Below are 18,483 nucleotides of genomic sequence, written 5' to 3' on the forward strand. Positions count from 1 at the left end.
ATGAAATGTCTGGCAATTGCCGATCTGTTTATCAATGCAGCGATGATGGACGCGGGTCTGAAAGCGCTCAAAGATAAAGGTATTGCAGTGGAAGTACGCGAATGGTCGCACGAGTCAATTGAAAAACTGCAGGAGGATAATTTACTGGTTGAACAGCAAGGTTCTGAGGCGCTGGCGCTGCCTGCCGCTCTGCTTCAGGGTGCTGAGGAGACGGAGATCCTGATAGTCCAGTTCGCCCCGGTTAACGCGGCGGTATTCGACAAGCTGCCAAAGCTTAAATACGTCGGGGTGCTGCGCGGCGGGATTGAAAACGTTAATCAGGCGGAGGCAAAAGCGCGCGGAATTGAGGTGATGAACACGCCGGGGCGTAACGCCCGCAGCGTGGCGGAATTTACCGTCGGGATGATTCTGGCGGAAATGCGCAATATCGCCCGCTCACACGATGCGCTGCGCGATAAGTTCTGGCGCAAAGAGAGTCCTAACCACCGGGCCATTCCTGAACTGGGCGGCAAAGTGGTAGGTCTGGTCGGGCTGGGGCATATCGCGCAGCTGGTGGCTGGCTTCCTGCGCGGTTTCGGCAGCGAGATTATCTTTTACGATAAGTACGTCCCCGGCCATGAAAGTTATGAAAAGGTGGATACTCTCGACGAACTGGTGCGCCGTGCGGATGTGATTTCGCTACATGCCCGTATGACCCCGGAAACGGAAAACCTGATCAACGCCCATCATTTTGAATTAATGAAGGAGAGCGCCATCATCGTCAACACGGCGCGCTCCGGGTTAATTAATGAAGGCGATCTGATCGCCGCGCTTCGGGCGGGTAAAATCATGGGCGCTGCCCTCGACACTTTTGATGACGAGCCGCTGCCGGACGATAGCGCGTTTTATTCGCTGAATAACGTCACGATAACGCCGCATATTGCCGGCAGTACCATTGATGCCTTCAGCAATTCGCCGAAGATTTTTTCAGAGATATTGCTGAAGCAACTCGGTTAAATATTAAAAGAGCCGCTTAAGGTTTTTGCTACGGCCCATTGGGCACGGGTTCGCTCGCGCCCAATTCGGCCGCCTTTTAAGGAAATATTATGGATATTATCAACAGCATTATTAGCCTGGGGGCATCAGTGATGATGCCAGTAATATTCTTTATTATCGCACTGTGCTTTGGGGTTAAAATCGGCACCGCATTTAAAGCCGGGATGCTGGTAGGCATCGGCTTTGAAGGGGTGGGACTGGTGATCGGCCTGCTATTAACCAACCTCGGGCCGGCATCGCAGGCCATGGTAGAGCGTATCGGCCTGCACCTGACGGTGGTCGATACCGGCTGGCCGACCGCCTCGACTATCGGCTGGGGCTCGCCGCTGATGCTGCCGGTAGTGGTGGGATTTATCGTTATCAATATTGCCATGCTGCTGCTGAAATTAACCAAAACGGTAAATATCGATATATTCAACTACTGGATTTTCCTGATTATGGGTTCAGTCGTCTATGCCGGTACCGGTAACTACTGGCTCTCCGTCGGCATTACTTTCGGCATATTTATCTTAACGCTACTGGCGGCGGATTTAACCGCACCCTATCTGCAAAAAAACTATAATCTGCAAGGGATATCATTTCCCCATCTTACCTGTATAACCTACGTGCCGTTTGGTATTGCCTGTAACTATATTATTGATAAGATCCCGCTGATCAATAAAATTAATTTCGACCCGGAAAGCATTAATAAAAAATTCGGCGTCTTCGGGGAGCCACTCACTCTGGGCTTCGTGCTGGGGCTGCTGCTGGCCTTCCTGGCCGGGTACGATGTCTCGGCGGCGGTATCGCTGGCGATTAAAGTTTCCGCCGCCATGCTGCTGCTACCGAAAATGATCGAAATTTTAGTGCAGGGCCTGCTGATCGTGCGCGATGCCGCGGAAGCGAAGCTGAAGGCGAAATTCCCCAACCGCGACTTCTATATCGGCATGGATACCGCACTGCTTATTGGCGAACCTTCGGTGCTGGCAACCGGCCTGCTGCTGATCCCTATGGCGGTGGTGCTGGCGATTATTCTGCCAGGCAACCGCGTGCTGCCGTTTGTCGATCTGGCCTCCCTGATGTTCCTGCTGGCGATGGTAACGCCGTTTTGCAAACGTAATATGTTCCGCATGTTTATCACCGGCACGCTGGTGGTCACCTGCATTTTGTACGTCGGAACGGATATTTCGCGGGAATACACCCAGGCGGCGGTCAACTCTAATATTCCTGTGCCGGAGGGAATGGCGGAAATTACCAATATCGTTGGCGGAGCCACCACGCCGGTGGGCTGGCTGGCGGTGAAATTCGGCGAGTTTTTCACTACCGCGCCGTAAATTCCCTCTCTTCTCACTCTGCCCGGCGCGGGAAAAGGCGCCGGGCTTTTTATTATCGCCCGCTCGCCACCATAAAAAATGCCTGCCAGGAGGGTAAGCTGGCAGGCATGGCTGATAAAAGGCTGAATTTTAGAACTGGTAAGTTATGCCCACGGCAACGATGTTATCGGTGCTGATGCTGGCATCTTTAGTGAACCTGGTGTCATCCAGCAGGTTGATTTTATAGTCCACGTAGGTAGACATGTTCTTGTTGAAGTAGTAAGTCGCGCCTACATCAACGTATTCAACCAGATCCTGGTCGCCATAGCGGCCCAGATCTTTGCCTTTTGATTTCAGGTAGGCGATGGACGGACGCAGGCCGAAATCAAACTGATACTGAGCAACCACTTCAAAGTTCTGCGCGGTGTTGGCGATATAGCCTTTACCGAACTTAGTCATGTTGCGGGTTTCCGCATAGGTGGTCGCCAGGTAGATGTTATTGGCATCGTACTTCAGACCGGCCGCCCACACTTCCGCTTTTTCGCCACGGGCGTAGAAGTCTGGATTGACGCGACCTTCCCTGACCTGCGCATCGGTACGATCGGATGCCGCGTAGGCCGCACCTGCGCTAAATCCTTCGTACTCATAGGTCGAGGCCATACCCCAGCCGTCGCCATGCTGTTTCGCCAGATCGCGGTCGTTGCCCTCTTCTTTACCCTGGTACTGTACGGCGATATTCAGACCGTCAACCAGACCGAAGAAACCGTTGTTACGGTAAGTGGCAACGCCGGTGGTACGCGCGGTGGCAAAGACGTCGGTCTGGGTCCAGGTATCACCGCCGAACTCCGGCAGCATATCGGTCCAGGCGCCGATATCATAGGCAACGCCGTAGTTACGACCGTAGTCCAGAGAACCAAATTCGCCAAACTTCAGGCCAGCAAACGCAAGGCGCGTTTTGTCGCCGGAGTTGTCGCCTTCAACGTTATTGGCGCTGAAGTTATATTCCCACTGGCCGTAGCCGATCAGCTGGTCGTTGATCTGCGTTTCACCTTTGAAGCCCAGACGGGCATAGGTCTGATCGCCATCTTCTGACTTATCGCTGGAGAAATAATGCAGGCCGGTCACTTTCCCATAGAGGTCGAGTTTGTTTCCGTCCTTGTTATACACCTCAGCTGCCTGCACGGTTCCTGCAGCAAGAAGTGTAGAGACGGCCACTGTTAGTAATTTTAATTTCATATTATTTCGTCCCTAACTATTAATAGAATATCAAATCTCAGATACCTTCTGAGCGAGACCATTATGCGATAATTCGCAAAGATACTTGAAATTAAAAGTTCCGAATTTTTATACCAAATACAATAACTGTGACGAAAACGGTGGTTGTTAATTGACACACATCAATTAACCCCGTTTTGAGCCCGCAATTATTCTAAATCACACCTTGTACAACCCCTGGAATCAGCAGATTTAACCAAAATAAATAATTTCTCATAGGGAAATTCTAATGATAAGAATAATTAAAGATTTCAATTTGTTAAAAGACATATAAATCATGATGTTATGAATAATTATTTCTTCAGGAAATCCTTAATCATAAACATCCTGATTCGCCAGATCGTGTTTTCAAAGGTATATTCTGATTTTCGCATTCAGAATTAATTCCAGTATCAAGATAAGCCCTGGCGTTATTGAAAGTTCTTTACAAAATCCACATTCATTATAGCCCGGCGGTTTAAGATTTGTTTAGAAATTGTGTGAAACGGATAGCGACGACTCTATTTTCAAGGGATGAAGGTGATGATGAATAAATTTAGTCCGGCGAATTGCCCGCAGACGTATGTCAATCAAAATATGATGGGGCCAAATGTATTAAGGCTGGTTGAAGAGCTTAGCCGCTCCCTGGAACTGTGGCCTGGAATGCGTATTCTCGATCTGGGCTGTGGGACAGGGTTATCTTCGATGTATCTGGCGACGGAATTCGGCGTGGAGGTGGTCGCGGCGGATCTGTGGGTTCGCGCCGACGATAACGCCCGGCGTTTTGCGGCAGCGGGCATGGACAATAAAATCACCCCGATCAATCTTGATATCAGCACCCTGCCGGGACTGGGTATTTTTGCCCGCGACGCCTTTGATGCCGTGGTCAGTATCAATGCCTGGCACTATTTTGCCCGCGATGCCCTGTTCTTTGACCAGCGCATTGCGCCTTATGTCAAAGGCGGCGGAACGGTGGCTATTGTCATCCCGGGTCTGCGCAGCAGCGACGCTGAAACGCGACCTGAAATCCATGCGCTCATTGCTAGCGGCATCGCCCTTTTTACCACCGACCGCTGGCGCGCAATCTGGTCCGGGAGCCAGCATCTTGCGGTCAATCAGTGCCGTCATATGGCATCCGGCCGTCAGGCGTGGCTAGAGTGGCAAAAGTGCGATAATGATTTTGCCGCTACCGATGCCGCCATAAGAAGTGATGAGCTGGGTCAGCAGTTGCGCTTTATGCAAATCATTGGCCGGGTAAACAAATAAACCTGTAGCCTGGCATCGACGCTCGCCCAGCCGGAGAGTGGGCGCCGGAAGCGATGGCACGGTGATAGAACGGCGCACTGAAACCAGGAGGTTGACGGTAATTAACAGGATTAGCCCGAGCGCAGTATCATCGCGGGCAATTAGTCTGGGGTGAATTTATCAATCAGCGAAAAAGCGTGTAAATAATTAGACAGCGCCAACAGCGCATGAAATGAGTTAAAACCGAATTTATCAATTAATCTTCTTTTATAGTTGCTGTAGGCTTTAGGTGAGATGCCGAGCAGTTCCGGATAGTCTTTTGCCAGCACGTTAAATTTCATAATAAAAATATACTGGAATTCTCTTTCCGTTAAGGTGATGTCCTCACCGACAGGGATACCGTCAGTGACTCTGGCGATAATACTGGCGATGTGCGCGGTGCGCCTCTTGTTGATCAAGCAAATGATATTGCCTTCCACCTTGAAACACACAAAATTCTTTTTCATTTCAAAGCTGTTTATCAAAAAATGAAACTGCGCATGGCTGCTGGATGAGTATCTGGTTAAGCACAGATCGACGAGATTCGCCTTTCTGACCGCTTTTATATCATTTATTTTCAGACGCATGGCTTTTTTAAAAAAATGATTATGGCTGAAAATAGTTAACATTCCGTTCCCTCACGAAAGTGCAATCATCCTTTATAGAAATGCGTATAATACGCGCCATGGGAATATACCCATGAGTGAAGCGGGTGAATTATAGGTTTGATTAATATTTATTGTCCAGACGAGCAAATTTCAGATAAATCCCCGTAAAATTTACCCTGTCGACATTTCGCGCCCCCAACGACGGCAACCATACCTCCCTTTTCTTTAGGATTTTTCTCATTAAACGTCAGTTGCAAAGAAATGAACAGGAGAACATTCTGTCATGCAGAATATATTCAACCAATTACATTGGAGAAAACGCTTTATAAACAGATAAATTCGGTTATCAAGGTGTTGCACGTACCGCGACGTGACGGCGAGATCGAATTTCTGAGGGTTTGTTTGCCATTCGTTTAGGTGGGGCAGCAGATGAAAATGCCGGGCTTGCGGCCCGGCGCTGATAAAGATTATGCCCGGCTCCGGGCCAGCAGAATAATAATAAACAGTCCGCCGATGCCGGCCGTAATGATCCCGATAGGCAGCTCCTGCGGGGCCAGCAGCGTCCTGCTGACAATGTCGCCGCCGCACAGCAGTACAGCTCCCCACAGACCACATAAAGGCAGCAACCGCAGATGCTTAACCCCGGAAAAGTAGCGGCACATATGCGGCACCATCAGCCCGATAAAGCCGATCACTCCGGTTAAGGCCACCAGCAGCGATGTCGCCAGCGCGCAGCAGAAAAACACCTCCATTCGCAGGCGGCTGACGTTGATGCCCAGCGACTGCGCGGTCTGTTCTCCGGCCAACAGGCCATCCAGCGATCGCCAGCGTAACAGGATAAAAGCGCAGAGAAATAGCAGACTGAATACGGCATAAGGTAAATTATCCCACCGCGCCAGGCCTAGGCCGCCCAGCGACCAGAACAGCACTGAACTGGCGGCCCGCTGGTCGCCGGAGAAAATCAAATAGCTGGTCAGCGCGCCGAATAAAAAGGAGATAGCCAGCCCGCAAATGACTAAATGCTCGGCGCCGCGCTGCTTTTTAAAATGAAACAGCAGCATCACCGCCACCGCAGAGCAGATCCCGCCGACAAATGCTGACACCGGCAGCGTCAGCCCCCCTAGCCGCTCGCCGAACCGGGTAATCACCAGCACCGCCCCCGCCGATGCCCCGGAGGAGAGCCCGAACAGAAAAGGATCGGCCAGATCGTTGCGCGTGGTGGTCTGTAAAAGGCCGCCTACCATTGCCAGCACCGCCCCGGTCAGCACCGACAGCAGCGTTCGCGGCACGCGCAAATCAATGACGATACGGGCCATCATGTCCGAAACTGGCACATCAAGCAGCCGTAAAGCCCCCAGAACCTGCGTCAGCGATAGCGGTACGCTGCCTTTCGCCACGCTTAGCAGCATCAACCCGGCTAACACCGGTAGCGCGCCCCACGCGGCCCAGTAGTAACGATATGGCGTTGAACTCATTGGTTAGCCGCTGGATACATCGCATGGGCCAGCTTTTCGGCCGCTTTAATATTTGCCGGACCGGGCGTCAATTCAGCATACTGCAGCTTCAGATAACGCTGGTGTTTCACCGCCGGGGTCTGCTTCATTAACGGATGATTTTCGAGGAAGCGGCGCAGCGCGTCGGCGCCGCTTCCGGTCTGATAGTCGAGAAGAATAATAAAGTCGGGTTCCGCCGTCGCGACGCTTTCCCATGAGGTGGTGCCCCAGCTTATTTCGAGGCCATCCATGACGTTTTGACCTCCAGCCGCTTCGATAATCGCGGTCGGCATAGCATAGCGCCCGCTGGTAAAGGGCTTGTCTTCGCCGGAATCATAAACAAACACCTTCAACGGCTGCACGCCCTGCGGCGGCCTGGGCAGCGCATTGAGCGTTTTTTTCCAGCCGTCGACCAGCGCCTGCGCTTCCCGCTGTTTGCCGAAAATTTTGCCCAGCGTCAGCTCATCGTTATACAGCAGGTCCATGCTGGCTTTTCGTTTGTCCTTAGCGGTAAACACGCAGCTCTCACTCAGAACAAAGGTCTTGATACCGTATTTAGCCAGCACGGAAGGGGTGACTTCTCCGCCCACTTTCATGCCGTAATTCCAGCCCGCGAAAAAGAAGTCCGGATTAGCCGCCAGCAGCGTTTCCAGCGAGGGATACTTCGGCGCCAGCTCAGGAATCGCCCCCATCTGCTGTTTAAATTGCGGCGTCATTTTGTACCATCCGCTAATCCCGGTTAAACCCACGATACGGTCCTGTAAACCGAGAGCAAAAGCCATTTCAGACATATTTAGATCGTGTATGACCGCCCTTTTCGGCGCCTGGGTAAAGGTTACGGGCGTTCCGCAACTCTCAATGGTGACAGGAAAATCTCCTGCGTTCGCCGCTGTAATAGAAAAAACCGCCATCATGCCGGCAAGCCATTTATTCATTCTTCGTCATCCTCAAAATTGATTACGCATAGCCTGGAACTTCAAAAATCCGCAGCGCCTTCCCGGTCTCGGGATGCGGCACGGTAAAGCTGGTTAAGCCGAAGACGGGATAGAGCTGTTCCGAAATAAGGACGCGCTCGGGCACATCCCAGGCTGCGGCGCGCCCCTGCGATAAAAGCAAAACCCGGTCGGCAAAGGACTCCACCAGCGAAAGGTCGTGCAATACCGCGACGACCGTGATCCCCTGGTTTTTAACTAAAGAAAGAAGCTCAACCCGACCCGGGGGATCGAGATGGTTGGTAGGCTCGTCGAGCAACACCAGTTCTGGCGACTGGGCCAGTACCCGCGCCAGCGCGGCGCGCTGCCTCTCACCGCCGGATAATGCCGATAGCGAGCGCGTTCGCAGCCTCTGCAGTCCCGTATCATTAATCGCCCGGGTCACGATGATGTCATGGTCACGACGCGACATCTCCCTGGCGTGGGGGATCCGCCCGAGGGCGACATAATCCTCAAGCGCCAGCCGCATATCCGGGGCATCATTCTGCGCAAGGACCGCGATCTGCCGGGCACGCTGCTGGCGGGTTAACGCTGAAACCGAGCGGCCATTCAAGCGAATCTCGCCCTCCCGCGTCGTCAGCTGCTGATCTATCGCCCGTAATAAGGAGGTTTTGCCGCTGCCGTTAGGCCCAATCACCGCCAGGCACTCTCCTTTTCTGGCGTGGAAATGAATATCCGTAAGAAGCGCGCCGCCGCCAGGACGCGGTAGCGATGCAATATTGACGCTAAGCACCGCTTCACTGGCCCTACTCCCGTTTGTCAAACGCCTCTCCATTAGCCTCTTCTCCTGCTCTCTGCCGAGCGGCCTGGCAAAATGCGCTCGCAATCAATTATTCTTACCCGCATAGATGATAATCATTATCATTTAAAAAGAAAGGTTAATAGTCACATATTTTATAATGCTTTATTTGTTATAATATAACATATCAATTATTGCCGGGCGTTGGCAACCCGCGATCGATAATACTGCCCGGGAGAGGCGTTAGGTTCTGGCGGAGTTGTATTCAGGCCGACGCTGTGTTCTATTGCCAGCCCACTCGGCGGTTTTGAAAGGAAAGTTCAGGATGAAAACGGTAGAGTTTTTGCTTTATACCCTTAAACCCGGTACCGGGAATGATTTTCACCGCGTAATGCAGGAGCAAAGCGCCCCCCGCCATCGCGCCGCCGGGATGGATATCGTCTCCTTTGGCAATTCGGTGGAAGACAACGACGCTTATTACCTGATTCGGGCTTATGACGACCTGGCGCATTTAAACGCTTCCCAGGAGCGCTTTTACAGTAGCCCCGCGTGGCGCGAAGGCCCACGTCAGGCCATCATCGACATGATTGCCGTAAGCGTAAAATCGGTTATGGTTCTAAGCGCCAGCGCGGTTGATGGCCTGCGAAACGGCTGACCGGCACAGGGGCAGACGCGGGCCGACAAGTAAAGGGCTTTGTTGCTGTTGGAGAAGGTGACGGTTCTCAGTCAATGCGGAGACCGCCCCTGATCCTGTCGCTGAATTTAGATCTGATTGAGCGAGGCAAGAAAGCCCTGCGGCGTATTGTCACCCAGTTTCTTTTGCGCCCGTCCCTGGTTCCACAGCGTGCACAGCCGCTGCAGCGTTGCGTCAGGCTCATCCAGCGCCGGGATAATATTGGCCAATCGTTCGCTAAGCTGTACCGCCCCGCACTCCTCCGCGATCACCGTTGTGCATGACAAATCCGCGCGTATCGGTTCGAAGCCCTTATGAGCATAAGTCTCAAGACATTGTATCTGCGCCGGACAGGCTTCCAGCGCCTGGTTCAGCCAGCTATCCACCAGCGCGGGCGAAATGCCGGAATAGATACGACCAAAGCACCAGCCGCTGATCGGCTCCTGCGCCCACAGCAGATGATGCTCGCCGCCATCGTCCATCGACAGCGCGAGCTGCCGGTAATGCAGCGTCAGGGTATCCGGCCTCATCCCCGCTTTTAACGCTTTCTTTCCCTGCGGCGCGGCGTTTTTTCGCCCTTCATGGGCCGGACGAAGATAGCGGTTTAGCGTGGCCCGTGAAAGGGTGATACCCAGCCCTTCATTCACCATAAACAGCAGCTCGTCCAGCGGCGCACGCAGTATATCGCGCAGGGCGTTAATCAGCGCCTCCTGCTCTTGTCTCAACACTTTGTGTATCAGATGTGGCGTGGTGTGATTATCTGAAATCTGGCTGCGGTTGCGCCAGCGACGAACCGTAGTGATTGATATACCCAGTTCCTGCGCCAGTTCGCGGTCGCTTTTCGTCGACTCCTGGAGATATTTTCGCGTTCTTGGGGTGGTGGTGGCGTTGGCATGCAGCTTGATTTCCATACAATCCTCGACGGAAAATATAACTAATCATATGAGATATATATAGTTACAGAGAAGACATTGTGAACCGCTTCACCTTTCAGCCCACCGCTTTCTCGCATAATCCGCCATAGATAACACACACAGCCCCTGTCGATCTTGTACGGAGTTCACAATGAACAATGTTCTGGGATTTCTTGAAGCAAAACTGATGCCTCTGGCGGCGAAAACTGCCCAGCAGCGTCATCTCGGCGCTATTCGTGGCGCCTATGTTTCATTCATGCCTTTTATTATTGTCGGTTCAATTCTGCTGGTGATCTCGTCGTTTCCTAATCAGAGCTATCAGCAGTTTATGGCCAGCACCTTCGGCGCCAGCTGGAGTGCGATAATTGAAATCCCGTTCAATGCGGTATTTTCCACGATGTCGCTGTTTATCAGCTTCCTGGTGGCCTACCGCCTGGCGGAGCACTACGGGGATGACCGTATCTCCTGCGGCATCCTGTCGCTGGTGGGATTTTTGATCCTCACCCCCTTTATTAAAGTCGCTGAAAACGGCGGTATCACGGTGATCCCCGTTGAATGGATCGGTACCAAAGGTTTGTTCGTCGCCATGATCGGTTCGCTGCTGTGGACCGAACTCTTCTGCTGGTTAAAGCGCAAGAAGCTGGTGATTAAGATGCCTGACGGGGTTCCACCCGCCGTGCAGGAGTCTTTCGCCGCCCTGATCCCGGCCCTGCTGGTGATGATTCTGATCCTGGCGATTCGCATCGGGTTTGAACACACGCACTACGCCACTATTCACCAGTTCATTTATGAGGTCGTCGCCTCGCCGGTTCGCCATTACGGTACCTCCTATTTCGGCGCGCTGATGACCGTATTCAGCATCACTATTCTGTGGTCCGTCGGCATCAACTCCGGTTCAATGATCAACGGCATTATTCGTCCTTTGTGGATGGAAAATCAGACCGATAACATCGCCGCGATTCAGGCCGGCGTGACCCCGCCGCACATTATCACCGAGCAGTTCTTCGATATGATCTGGATGGGCGGCGCGGGCGCAACGCTGTCGCTGGTGATCGCCATGCTGATTTTCGCCCGCAGTAAAAATATGCGCGAGGTCGCCCGCCTCGGGGCCGGCGCTTCCATCTTTAATATCAACGAACCCATCCTCTTCGGCCTGCCGGTGATCATGAACCCGATCATGCTGATCCCCTTTAACCTCGTGCCGCTAGTGCTGGTCACGGTGCAGTACGCGGCGATGAAAATCGGCGCGGTGGCCGTCACCACCGGGGTGTTTATTCCCTGGACGCTGCCGCCGGTGATCAGCGGGTTTATCGTGACCGGACATCTTAGCGGCAGCGTAATGCAGATCCTCAATTTGCTGATTGGCGCCATGCTATATCTGCCTTTCATGCGTATCGTCGATAAGCAGTATCGCGCGGCGGAGACAACCTCCCGTACCGAAACGGACAACACGCTTGCTAAACAGGAGTAAACCAATGTGGGGAATGATTGCCACCTGGCGAATGGCGCTGGAAGGGGTAACGGAAGCCGCGACGGCGCTGGCAGCCGGCGCTGATACCGCCAGCGCCGTGGTCGATGCGGTGGCGGCGGTAGAAGATTTTCCGCTCTACAAATCGGTAGGCTACGGCGGGCTACCGACGGAAAACGGCGAGGTTGAGCTGGATGCCGCCTTTATGCATGGCGATACCCTCGCCTTCGGTGCGGTCGGCAACCTGGTGGATATTGCCAACCCGGTCAAAGTGGCACACGCCCTCAGCCGCCAGCGCTATAACAGTCTGCTGGTTGGCCAGGGCGCCAGAGAGTGGGCCATCAGTCAGGGATTCGCCGCCAAATCCATGCTGACCGAGCGGGCCATGCAGCACTACCGGAAACGCTGTCGCGAAACGCTGGATAAAGGCCTCAGCCCTTACGACGGCCACGATACCGTGGGCATTATCGGCCTCGACAAACAGGGCTCCATGAGCGTCGCCACCTCGACCAGCGGCCTGTTTATGAAAAAGCGCGGGCGGCTCGGTGATTCTCCGATTATCGGCTCCGGTTTCTACTGCGACAGCGAAATCGGCGCCGCTACGGCGACCGGCGTCGGTGAAGATCTGATGAAAGGCTGTACCAGCTACGAGATTGTCCGGCGAATGGCTCAGGGCATGACGCCGCAGGAGGCGGCGGACTCGGTAGTCTGCGAGCTGGAAGACAAACTGATGTCGCGCTTTGGCCGTGCGGGCGATCTCTCGGTGGTGTGCATGAACCGCCGCGGCGAATTCGGCGCGGCCACCAATATAAAAACTTTCTCCTTTGTCGTCGCCACCGCGACGCAGCCGCTCACCGTATTCTGCGCCGAACGCGTGCAGGAGAAAACCCATTACCGTCCGGTGGACGACGAATGGATGCAGGCCTATGCCGCACGCATTCGCGCCCCCATCGAGGAGTAACCATGCTGGATTATCGCTTAATCAATCAACTGGATAGCGACTGTAACGGCGCGCACCTGGTGACCTGGCCGGGCAGCACGCTGTTAAAACAGGCCCCGCTCAACGACAGCACTCTGCTCACAGAAATGGCGGCGCAGGCCGCCCGCGGCGAGGTGGCTGACACCCGCTTCGGCTGTTCGCCCTTCGCGCGCATCACTCTTATCCCGCAGGCGCACTGGCAGGATGCGCTTAACGACGGGCTGAGCGAGGCGCTGCGGCCGCTATGTAAAAAGCCGGTGAGCGAATCGCTTATCCTTGATTGTTCGCTGGGAGAGACCGCAGGCGCGTTAACCAAAGCGCTGCGCGAACTGTTTAATCTTGACTGGCAGCTTGCTGATTTAGGTCTGCATCAGAATACAGCCGTCAGGCCACGCCTGCGTCAGCTGGTCCTCTACGCCTTACCTGAACAGCGGTCGACGCTGGATGCCCTCGCCCATCGTCAACGGGCCACGGCGCACGGTATGCTCGCCGCGCGGCGGCTGGCGGATCTGCCTTCGGAGCAGTGTACGCCGCAGTACGTGGTGGAAGAAGCCCGTCGTCTGTGCGCCGATATTCCTGCTCTGCGCTGCGAAGTTCTCGATGAAAAAGCGATTGTCGATCAGGGGCTCGGCCTGCTGCATGCGGTGGGTAAAGGTTCTGAACGCCCGCCGCGCCTGCTGGCGATTCATTATGAGGGCGTCAGCGAGGGCCCGGTTCGCTGCTACGTCGGTAAAGGCATCACCTTTGATACCGGCGGGCTGTGGCTTAAGGAAGGCGCAGGAATGTACACCATGAAGTACGATATGTGCGGTGCAGCCAACGTTCTCGGCCTGATGCTGAGCATCGCCGAGCTGGCGCTACCGGTGCGAGTAATGGGGGTACTGGCGCTGGCGGAAAACGCGATTGGTCCCGGCGCCATGCAGCCGGGCAGCGTCGCCCGGGCCTGCAATGGCCTGACGGTAGAGATCAATAATACCGATGCCGAGGGCCGTCTGGTGCTTTCCGACGCCATTGCCTGGGCCAGCCAGCGGTATCCGCAGGCGCGCTATATTATTGATATTGCGACTCTCACCGGCGCGGTGGTCAAGGCGCTGGGCTATGATTTGAGCGGTTTGATGACCCAAAGCGACACGTTACGAGCGGCGTTGACCGAGGCGGGGTTAAAGAGCGGAGATGAGGTCTGGTCACTGCCGCTGGATAGCAGGCTGAAGAAACAGACCGCAAGCGCAATCGCCGACCTGTGCAACACGCCGGGCAATAACGCAGCGATCAGCGCTTCGGCTGCCTGGCTTTTGCAGCATTTCTGTCCGCCGGAGATCCCGTGGGCCCATCTGGACGTCAGCGGTACAGCGCTGTGGCGAGAAGGGGGTAAAAGCGTCGCTTCCGGTCGGCCTGTTCCGCTGCTGGTGCAGCATCTGCTCGACGATATCGGAGAGAGTTAACCCCTCCCCGGAGGCGATGCTGCGCATCTGTCCGGGCCACGCGTCCTCAGCAGTCAGCGATCCTGTAGCCTGGCTAAGCGCAGCGCGAGCCGGGAAGAAGCCGCAGCAATACCACGTCTCCGCGTATTCCCCGGGTTGCGGGTTACCAGCAGCCTGCGGGCCGGTAGCCCGGGCAGGCGCTTTGCGCCGCCCCCGGGAAAAGAGCGCAGAGTGGCAGAATTTCCCGGAGGCGATGCTGCGCATCTGCCCGGGCTGCAAAATCCGCAGGCTCCCTGGCCCGGGAAAGGCCCTACTCCTCGCTCGCCACCGGTTTTACTCTCACCGCAAACAGCACAATCACCATCGCGCTGACCAACAACAAACCGCTGCCAACAAAAACCCCGCTGGCGCCGTTAAGATCGAACACCGCCCCGCCGCCGGCGGCACCGGCGCTAATCGCCAGCTGGATAGAAGCCACCAGCAGACCCCCCGCGCTTTCCGCCTCATCCGGCACCGTGGTGGCAAGCCAGGTCGACCAGCCCACCGGCACCAGGCCAAAGGCGAAGCCCCACATTGCCACCAGCAGACCGTCCAGCAGCGCGAAGTGGCCGAACGTCACCATCATCAGCGCCAGCACGCTCATCGCCAGCGGTACCAGCGCCAGCGTCATGCGCAGGCTTCTGGCCAACAGATGTCCGGCAATCGACGTGCCGATAAAGTTCGCCACGCCAAAACCGAGCAGGATCAGGGAAACCCCTTCGACGCTGGCCTGCGCCACGGTTTCGAGGAACGGACGCAGATAGGTAAAGAAGGCGAAGTGGCCGCTAAAAATCAGGATTGTCGCCAGCATTCCGCCAACCATGCCCGGACGGCGCAGCACTTTGACCAGGGTGACAAAGCTGCCCGCGCTCTCCGGCCGCATGGAAGGCAGAACCCACAGCTGCCAGAGCAGCGCAACCACGCTCGGCAGCGCACAGATAAGAAATACGTTGCGCCAGCCGATCAGCGCGCCGAAATAGCTGCCCAGCGGCGCGGCAACCACCGTCGCTATGGAAACGGCGGAAAAGATAATCGCCAGCGCTTTCGGCACCATCGCCGCCGGAACCAGACGCATGGTGGTCGCGGTCGACATCGACCAGAAGCCGCCGATGGCGATCCCCAGCAGCAAGCGTCCCAGCAGCAAAAACTCCAGCGAACCGGCGAAGGCCACCATCATGCTGGAGATAATTTGCAAAACGGAGAAGAACATCAGCACCCAGCGGCGGTCAATATTTCGCGTCGCGGTGGTGATCAGCAGCCCGGTAACTAACGCTACCAGCGCCGTCGCGGTCACCGCCTGCCCCGCCATGCCTTCGCTAACGCCCAGGCTTGCCGCCATCGGCGTCAACAAACTGGCAGGAAGAAACTCGGCGACAATCAGGCCAAATACTCCCAGCGCCAGCGCATAGACGGCGCGCCACGCGGGCCTGGCGTTGGCCAGGCTCTCTTCAGCTGCAATGCAGGAACTCATAAACATCTCTCCAGAACAATTAACATTTCGTTAAGGTTAGGCGGTTCTGTTCGGACGATCTATGATACATACTCTGTGATTATTGATAATTCGTCCGGGAATGATGTTATGACTCAGCACGCCCTCGATCTCACCAGCGAACTTCTGCGCGGCATGCGCCTTTCCGGCGTCAACTACCGCCGCATCGAAACCTCGCGCCCTTTTGGCGTCGAATTCGGCTTCGTACCTGGTAAAGCGCAGTTCCACTTTATCAGCCGGGGACCGGTACTGCTGCGCATGGTCAGCGGCCAGCGCCTGATGCTGCAGAGCGGCGATGCGCTGTTTATTCCTAACGGCGATGGTCACGTGCTGCTCTCCGATGACCAGGCAACGGTGGTTAACGTGTCCAGACTGCCCAGCGAACCGGTTTGCGACTCGGTAAGCTGCGTCAAAAACGCCTGCGACGACGCGAAAAGCGACAGCGCCATTATCTTCAGCGCCTGTATGGACTTTGAGCTGGGCGGCATGCAGCCGTTAGTCAAAGCGATGCCCGAAGTGATGCGGGTCAGCAGCCTGCTGACCAGCCGTCCGGAGATCCCGCCGATGCTGGCAGCCATGGAACGCGAAAGCCTCACTCGACAGGCGGGCTACGCCGGTATTCTGGCGCGGCTGGCCGATGTGGTCGCCGCGCTGATTGTCCGCGGCTGGGTGGAGTGCGGCTGCGGCAACGCCACCGGCTGGGTACAGGTGCTGCGCGATCCTAAACTGGCTAAAGCCATTTACGTTATGCATCAGCAGCCGGGCATTAACTGGAAAGTCGAGGATCTGGCCCGCGAAGCGGGAATTTCGCGTTCGGTATTTGCTGAACGCTTCCTCTCCGCCACCGGCACCACGCCCGCCCGCTATCTTACCGAGCTGCGTATGCGCCTCGCGGTGCAGTACATTTCCCATGAGGGTCAGGCGCTGGAAAAAGTGGCCTTCAGGCTGGGGTACAGTTCTCATGCCGCCTTCAGCCGCGCCTTTAAACGCATTATCGGAAAGGCGCCGGGCGCGCTGCGCGATCTGTCGCGGGAAGAAGGATTTTAGCACTGTCCCAGTTCACGGGTGCGCCTGACCGCCGCCTGTACGCTGCGCTGAAGCCCCGCGGCAAAATCGCTGTTGTTCAGCTCATACAGACCGTGGATCCCGACACCCGCCGGGGAATTGTTGATATCCAGAAGCTGGCGCGGATGCTTCTGGCTTTGGCGCAGCATCTCGACCGCGCCGAGCAGGTTTTCCAGCACCACCTCCGTTGCCTGGGGTCGGGGCAGTCCCGCCAGTACGCCGGCATCGGTAAGGGACTCAATAAAGTAGTAAATATAGTTAGGTCCCGCGACGCCAAAGCCGGTAAAGATATCGATCAACCGCTCAGGCAGATACAGCACCTTGCCAAAGCCGCGCAGAAACGGCTCGATCTCAGCCGCGCTGGCGTGGGCGTTTAAGGTCACACCGCTATAGCCAAATCCGGTATCGGTCAGGGTATTGGGGATCGCCCTGGCAATCGGCGTTGCCGCACCAAACAGGGAGGCCAGCTTTTCCAGGGTCACCCCCGCGATCAGAGATACCACCGTTGTCGAGCCGTTTAGCTGCGCACGCACGCGGTTCGCCACCCCCGCCAGATCGTCCTGCGGACGGATCCCCAGCACCAGCAAAGAGGCCTCGTTTACACCACCGTCGCCCGACAGCCGATAACGGGCGCGCAGAGCCTCGACTCGCGTGCTGTCGATATCCTCGAGCGAGATCGCGTCCGCCCGCAGCGCACCGTGGCTTAATGACGCGCGAATAATCGCCTCCGCCATCTGTCCGGCGCCAATAAAATGGATCCTGGCCATGAGTATTACTCCTTATTCAAAAAGATATTCGCCGTTGCCAACGCGAAAGCGTCGGCCTTTGAGCGCCGGGTCGGCAACGCGAAACCCCAGTTCAGTCAGTTGATTCGCCGCGCCCTGGAGGAAAAGTAACTCTCGACCGCCCACCGCCAGCCCCTGCGAATGGAGCGCAGCGCCACCCGATACAGCGCTTCATTATCCGGCACCAATCGTGACGCATCCCGGGAGAGTAAAAACGTCTCCGCGGCGGAAAGTAGCTCTGTATCATCGGCAATCGTCAGAAATTCGATCCAGGTCAGACCGAAATAGCTCAACACATTTCAGGTCCCCAACCCGGGTGGCGCCCACCGGCCACCGCGTTGAGCTTTTGCCCGCATAACACCTGAACCGCCGCTTCCGGCTGATTAACAAACTGGACCGCGTGGTCCCACGTTAAGGTTGCCATTCGCCCTCCCGCTCCTCTGCCTGATAAAAACGCAGCCGACAGGCGGCATCGCCGCGAGCCAGCGCGGTCTGCACCTCTAAATGCAGCCCCGGAAACGCGTCGGTTAGCGCACGATCGCCTTCCATGCAGATATCGCACAGCGTCTCAATTTCGCTGGCGCCTCGCCCCTGCTGCCGCCAGCAGTTGACATAGGGACAGTAGTGAAACAGGACGATAAATTCGGCCCGGCTGGCGCTAACGGGCTCCATCTCATAAACCTGAGATTCCAGACCGCGGGAAAACAGCCCGGCAAACTCCTGCAAATCTTTTCGATCGCGCATTTGCGCGCGCAGCTTATGCCCGATATCGCGGCCATAGTGGCGTATTGCTTCACGGACAGAATCATCCGCGATATCGCGCTGTCGGCTTTCGTCCAACAGGTAACCGATCGTTGCCGCGCGTTTTTCAGTAATGGCGCGCAGCGCCAGGGTCACCTCATCGTTTAAGGTGGCGGCGTTATGCGCCGGTTCCGAGCTTATTTGCGTCATGC

At 55.8% G+C, this 18,483-nt stretch carries 17 protein-coding genes and 1 pseudogene; 8 read left to right on the top strand and 10 right to left on the bottom strand.

The annotated features are described in order from the left end of the window. Entirely contained in the window at positions 1 to 996 is a 996-nt protein-coding gene (locus ACSIPU_RS02030) for a 2-hydroxyacid dehydrogenase (protein ID WP_064344369.1), read from the top strand. Positions 997 to 1,085: 89 nt separating this feature from the next. Further along, on the top strand, positions 1,086 to 2,348 hold the full coding sequence (locus ACSIPU_RS02035; RefSeq protein WP_004113196.1) for a PTS galactitol transporter subunit IIC: 1,263 nt from the start codon (positions 1,086 to 1,088) through the stop codon (positions 2,346 to 2,348). Between the two features lie 129 nt (positions 2,349 to 2,477). On the opposite strand, the gene ompC is transcribed toward ACSIPU_RS02035, so the two are convergent. Further along, positions 2,478 to 3,563: a porin OmpC gene (gene ompC, locus ACSIPU_RS02040; protein ID WP_017145831.1), complete on the bottom strand. Its 1,086-nt coding sequence runs from the start codon at positions 3,561 to 3,563 to the stop codon at positions 2,478 to 2,480. A gap of 561 nt (positions 3,564 to 4,124) precedes the next feature. Here ompC and ACSIPU_RS02045 point away from each other — a divergent pair. Beyond that, positions 4,125 to 4,847, top strand: coding sequence for an SAM-dependent methyltransferase (locus ACSIPU_RS02045; RefSeq protein ID WP_023320997.1), 723 nt, complete (start codon positions 4,125 to 4,127; stop codon positions 4,845 to 4,847). Positions 4,848 to 4,987: 140 nt separating this feature from the next. On the opposite strand, the gene ACSIPU_RS02050 is transcribed toward ACSIPU_RS02045, so the two are convergent. The 4 genes from ACSIPU_RS02050 to ACSIPU_RS02065 all read right to left on the bottom strand — a co-directional run bounded on the left by ACSIPU_RS02050 (position 4,988) and on the right by ACSIPU_RS02065 (position 8,733). After that, a complete protein-coding gene (locus tag ACSIPU_RS02050) occupies positions 4,988 to 5,494 on the bottom strand; it encodes a hypothetical protein (RefSeq protein WP_004102245.1) in 507 nt (168 codons plus the stop codon). Positions 5,495 to 5,940: 446 nt separating this feature from the next. After that, complete coding sequence (locus tag ACSIPU_RS02055; protein ID WP_004102247.1) at positions 5,941 to 6,948, bottom strand: FecCD family ABC transporter permease; 1,008 nt, start codon at positions 6,946 to 6,948, stop codon at positions 5,941 to 5,943. Next, complete coding sequence (locus ACSIPU_RS02060; protein ID WP_017145830.1) at positions 6,945 to 7,901, bottom strand: ABC transporter substrate-binding protein; 957 nt, start codon at positions 7,899 to 7,901, stop codon at positions 6,945 to 6,947. The genes ACSIPU_RS02055 and ACSIPU_RS02060 overlap by 4 nt, the downstream gene beginning before the upstream one ends. A gap of 22 nt (positions 7,902 to 7,923) precedes the next feature. Further along, a complete protein-coding gene (locus tag ACSIPU_RS02065; protein ID WP_004102250.1) occupies positions 7,924 to 8,733 on the bottom strand; it encodes an ABC transporter ATP-binding protein in 810 nt (269 codons plus the stop codon). Between the two features lie 289 nt (positions 8,734 to 9,022). Between ACSIPU_RS02065 and ACSIPU_RS02070 the strand changes: the two genes are divergently transcribed. Then, on the top strand, positions 9,023 to 9,352 hold the full coding sequence (locus ACSIPU_RS02070) for an NIPSNAP family protein (RefSeq protein ID WP_023321000.1): 330 nt from the start codon (positions 9,023 to 9,025) through the stop codon (positions 9,350 to 9,352). A gap of 107 nt (positions 9,353 to 9,459) precedes the next feature. Here ACSIPU_RS02070 and ACSIPU_RS02075 read toward each other — a convergent pair whose 3' ends face one another. Further along, the gene (locus ACSIPU_RS02075) at positions 9,460 to 10,281 is read right to left on the bottom strand and encodes a homeodomain-like domain protein (RefSeq protein WP_016807432.1); all 822 of its coding nucleotides are present in this window, start codon (positions 10,279 to 10,281) and stop codon (positions 9,460 to 9,462) included. A gap of 154 nt (positions 10,282 to 10,435) precedes the next feature. Between ACSIPU_RS02075 and celB the strand changes: the two genes are divergently transcribed. Genes celB through ACSIPU_RS02090 form a run of 3 tightly spaced genes read left to right on the top strand, consistent with a single transcriptional unit; the run spans position 10,436 to position 14,173 of the window. Further along, positions 10,436 to 11,755, top strand: coding sequence for a PTS cellobiose transporter subunit IIC (gene celB, locus ACSIPU_RS02080; protein ID WP_004102253.1), 1,320 nt, complete (start codon positions 10,436 to 10,438; stop codon positions 11,753 to 11,755). Positions 11,756 to 11,759: 4 nt separating this feature from the next. Next, positions 11,760 to 12,713 (top strand): N(4)-(beta-N-acetylglucosaminyl)-L-asparaginase, encoded by a 954-nt coding sequence (locus tag ACSIPU_RS02085; RefSeq protein ID WP_023321003.1) that lies wholly within the window; start codon positions 11,760 to 11,762, stop codon positions 12,711 to 12,713. 2 nt (positions 12,714 to 12,715) lie between these two features. Further along, positions 12,716 to 14,173 (top strand): leucyl aminopeptidase family protein, encoded by a 1,458-nt coding sequence (locus ACSIPU_RS02090; RefSeq protein ID WP_016807430.1) that lies wholly within the window; start codon positions 12,716 to 12,718, stop codon positions 14,171 to 14,173. Positions 14,174 to 14,462: 289 nt separating this feature from the next. On the opposite strand, the gene ACSIPU_RS02095 is transcribed toward ACSIPU_RS02090, so the two are convergent. Further along, the gene (locus ACSIPU_RS02095) at positions 14,463 to 15,662 is read right to left on the bottom strand and encodes an MFS transporter (RefSeq protein ID WP_142471991.1); all 1,200 of its coding nucleotides are present in this window, start codon (positions 15,660 to 15,662) and stop codon (positions 14,463 to 14,465) included. 108 nt (positions 15,663 to 15,770) lie between these two features. Between ACSIPU_RS02095 and ACSIPU_RS02100 the strand changes: the two genes are divergently transcribed. Further along, positions 15,771 to 16,727, top strand: coding sequence for an AraC family transcriptional regulator (locus ACSIPU_RS02100; protein ID WP_004113210.1), 957 nt, complete (start codon positions 15,771 to 15,773; stop codon positions 16,725 to 16,727). Here the strand turns inward: ACSIPU_RS02100 and ACSIPU_RS02105 are convergent. From ACSIPU_RS02105 to ACSIPU_RS02115, 3 genes and pseudogenes are all read right to left on the bottom strand, one after another. Continuing rightward, entirely contained in the window at positions 16,724 to 17,512 is a 789-nt protein-coding gene (locus ACSIPU_RS02105) for a pyrroline-5-carboxylate reductase family protein (RefSeq protein ID WP_016807429.1), read from the bottom strand. The genes ACSIPU_RS02100 and ACSIPU_RS02105 overlap by 4 nt on opposite strands. 12 nt (positions 17,513 to 17,524) lie before the next feature. Next, positions 17,525 to 17,954: pseudogene (locus ACSIPU_RS02110) on the bottom strand (VOC family protein). Continuing rightward, positions 17,942 to 18,481 (bottom strand): L-2-amino-thiazoline-4-carboxylic acid hydrolase, encoded by a 540-nt coding sequence (locus tag ACSIPU_RS02115; protein WP_016807427.1) that lies wholly within the window; start codon positions 18,479 to 18,481, stop codon positions 17,942 to 17,944. Before ACSIPU_RS02115 ends, ACSIPU_RS02110 begins: the two are co-directional and overlap by 13 nt. Between the last annotated feature and the right edge of the window lie 2 nt (positions 18,482 to 18,483).

The organism is Klebsiella sp. HN106 (assembly GCF_051209435.1).
In the GTDB taxonomy this organism is placed as follows: Bacteria; Pseudomonadota; Gammaproteobacteria; order Enterobacterales; family Enterobacteriaceae; genus Klebsiella; species Klebsiella oxytoca.

Excerpts from the sequence above, each read along its gene's own strand:
- ACSIPU_RS02065 (WP_004102250.1), bottom strand. The coding sequence starts at position 8,733 with ATGGAGAGGCGTTTGACAAACGGGAGTAGGGCCAGTGAAGCGGTGCTT.
- ACSIPU_RS02035 (WP_004113196.1), top strand. The coding sequence starts at position 1,086 with ATGGATATTATCAACAGCATTATTAGCCTGGGGGCATCAGTGATGATG.
- ompC (WP_017145831.1), bottom strand. The coding sequence starts at position 3,563 with ATGAAATTAAAATTACTAACAGTGGCCGTCTCTACACTTCTTGCTGCA.
- ACSIPU_RS02090 (WP_016807430.1), top strand. The coding sequence starts at position 12,716 with ATGCTGGATTATCGCTTAATCAATCAACTGGATAGCGACTGTAACGGC.
- ACSIPU_RS02095 (WP_142471991.1), bottom strand. The coding sequence starts at position 15,662 with ATGAGTTCCTGCATTGCAGCTGAAGAGAGCCTGGCCAACGCCAGGCCC.
- ACSIPU_RS02100 (WP_004113210.1), top strand. The coding sequence starts at position 15,771 with ATGACTCAGCACGCCCTCGATCTCACCAGCGAACTTCTGCGCGGCATG.
- ACSIPU_RS02070 (WP_023321000.1), top strand. The coding sequence starts at position 9,023 with ATGAAAACGGTAGAGTTTTTGCTTTATACCCTTAAACCCGGTACCGGG.
- ACSIPU_RS02085 (WP_023321003.1), top strand. The coding sequence starts at position 11,760 with ATGTGGGGAATGATTGCCACCTGGCGAATGGCGCTGGAAGGGGTAACG.
- ACSIPU_RS02115 (WP_016807427.1), bottom strand. The coding sequence starts at position 18,481 with ATGACGCAAATAAGCTCGGAACCGGCGCATAACGCCGCCACCTTAAAC.
- ACSIPU_RS02105 (WP_016807429.1), bottom strand. The coding sequence starts at position 17,512 with ATGGCCAGGATCCATTTTATTGGCGCCGGACAGATGGCGGAGGCGATT.
- ACSIPU_RS02075 (WP_016807432.1), bottom strand. The coding sequence starts at position 10,281 with ATGGAAATCAAGCTGCATGCCAACGCCACCACCACCCCAAGAACGCGA.
- celB (WP_004102253.1), top strand. The coding sequence starts at position 10,436 with ATGAACAATGTTCTGGGATTTCTTGAAGCAAAACTGATGCCTCTGGCG.
- ACSIPU_RS02030 (WP_064344369.1), top strand. The coding sequence starts at position 1 with ATGAAATGTCTGGCAATTGCCGATCTGTTTATCAATGCAGCGATGATG.
- ACSIPU_RS02050 (WP_004102245.1), bottom strand. The coding sequence starts at position 5,494 with ATGTTAACTATTTTCAGCCATAATCATTTTTTTAAAAAAGCCATGCGT.
- ACSIPU_RS02045 (WP_023320997.1), top strand. The coding sequence starts at position 4,125 with ATGATGAATAAATTTAGTCCGGCGAATTGCCCGCAGACGTATGTCAAT.
- ACSIPU_RS02060 (WP_017145830.1), bottom strand. The coding sequence starts at position 7,901 with ATGAATAAATGGCTTGCCGGCATGATGGCGGTTTTTTCTATTACAGCG.
- ACSIPU_RS02055 (WP_004102247.1), bottom strand. The coding sequence starts at position 6,948 with ATGAGTTCAACGCCATATCGTTACTACTGGGCCGCGTGGGGCGCGCTA.